This window comes from Alistipes sp. ZOR0009, from assembly GCF_000798815.1.
In the GTDB taxonomy this organism is placed as follows: Bacteria; Bacteroidota; Bacteroidia; order Bacteroidales; family ZOR0009; genus Acetobacteroides.
The window spans coordinates 1-1815 of the sequence record NZ_JTLD01000087.1 but is presented as its reverse complement, the minus strand read 5'-3'; the positions used below and the strand labels follow the sequence as shown (position 1 = coordinate 1815).

At 43.5% G+C, this 1815-nt stretch carries 1 protein-coding gene; it reads right to left on the bottom strand.

Annotation, left to right across the window (positions count from 1 at the left end):
• Positions 1–986: 986 nt before the first annotated feature.
• Positions 987–1724 (bottom strand): DUF6261 family protein, encoded by a 738-nt coding sequence (locus L990_RS16465; RefSeq protein ID WP_047451711.1) that lies wholly within the window; start codon positions 1722–1724, stop codon positions 987–989.
• Positions 1725–1815: the final 91 nt, after the last annotated feature.

Below are 1815 nucleotides of genomic sequence, written 5' to 3'. Positions count from 1 at the left end.
ACGCCCAGCCCTACTACGTGCTGATGGACGCCACCGAAAAGGTGCTGGTAACGCCCAAAGCCTACGACCTGAATCCAGACAACTTCGTAGAGTTCCTGAAAAAAGGCTTGGAAGCTTACGGAAAGAAGAAATAGTAAATAAGAATTAGGAGCTGCCCCGAAAATTCGAAGTAATGCGAATTGAGGGGCAGCCTTTTTTTTAGCCAGCAGCTATATGCCAGTAGGAAGATATAGCGAAGCATTTTAGGAAGTTGCTGAATAAGTGAAAACTATTTGTCAGAAGCTAAACGGAGGTATTTATCAGAAGTTAGACGGAAATAGACGGAAGTTATTTCAGGAAGTTAAACGGAAGTAATGCTGAAGTTACAAGAAGGTCGGGAAGTAAGCGAAGTCAAAAAAGAGCAAAAAAATCTCAAAGTCTTCTGCATTTCCGGCTCTCACATCTCACATCTCATATCCCACATCTCACCTCTCAAATCCCATATCTCACATCCCGCTTCTAAATCTCTGTGCCCTCCGTGTCTCTGAGTCTCTGTGTTTAATCAGAAGTTAAACGGAGGTAAACGGAAGTTATTTCAGGAAGTTACTTAGTACGCGAAAACTTAACCAATTACTAGTCCCCCTTAGATAAGGGGGTAGGGGGATGGAAACTGGAGCCAAATTTAGACCGAAGTTCCACTAAATGAGCCAAGCAAAAGAATCGCGATCTCATATCCCACCTCTCACATCACAAATCTCACATCTCATATCCCACATCTCACCTCTCAAATCACAAATCTCATCTCCCGCTTCTAAATCTCTGTGCCCTCCGTGTCTCTGAGTCTCTGTGTTTAATCAGAAGTTAGACGGAGGTAAACGGAAGTTATTTCAGGAAGTTACTATCTAAGCGAAACCTTTACCAATATAAAAAAAGGGGCCTTTCGGCCCCTAAAATAATTATGAGTACAAACAGATTTGAGGTATTTCCAGCAGTCGCTGCTGTAAATTTTATTCTTTCTCTGTATCATCCTTCTTAGCGTTATCGCGGAGGGTAGCACGCAGGCTAATGTTCCTACGATAGCGAACAATAACCTTGTTAAGCTCAACCGATAGCGCCTTAAGCTCTGGTGTAGGCTCAAATTCTATTTTCATGTTGATATAACGGAATAGCTTATCAAGATTAACACCTAGCTCCTTGGCAACATCCGTAGGGGTATTGTCGTCATTCTTTTTGCTGGCATCGCGCGTGGCAATTCCTGCTTTCACCTTCTGCTGCCCATCTCTAATATCCTGAAGCCAAATATCGCCCTGTATGGTGGTAATATCCTGCTTTAGCTCGGGGCTGCGATCTATTGCACCAAGGAAGTTTTCGACCGCTGCAGTTTGCTTGGCGATGGGCAGGTCGGCCATATTCTCGCCAAATTCGCGGTAAAGGTTTAAAACCTGCTGCCCTGACTTTATCCATACTGGATCGGGACGGTTAATGCTATGGTTGGCCGAACCCTTTAACGATCTAAGACCTCCTTCGCGTATCGCATTGCCCTCGTTAATTAGTGCCGTTAGCTCTGGGTGGCTGATAGTCTGTGCCGAAGCTTTTAGCAAGTTGTAGCTGGTCTCTACAGTGTCGATGTGACTTTTGAAGGTGGGGTTTTCACCTAGTCTTGTCTGTAGAATTGGGAGCGCCTCGTCTACAAAGTTTTGTTTTTCTTCGAGACTAAGCCTGCGATAGCTGATAGAGTCTATCATAGTCGTAGAATTTTAAAGTTGAACAATACATTTGCTTGTTAAAGCATCTATTTTATTATTAAAAACAGGAGCTGCATTTAAAAGGTTCTTT

What these genes read in the sequence shown, in the direction of transcription:
- L990_RS16465 (WP_047451711.1), bottom strand. Translation starts at nt 1,724, where the DNA reads ATGATAGACTCTATCAGCTATCGCAGGCTTAGTCTCGAAGAAAAACAA.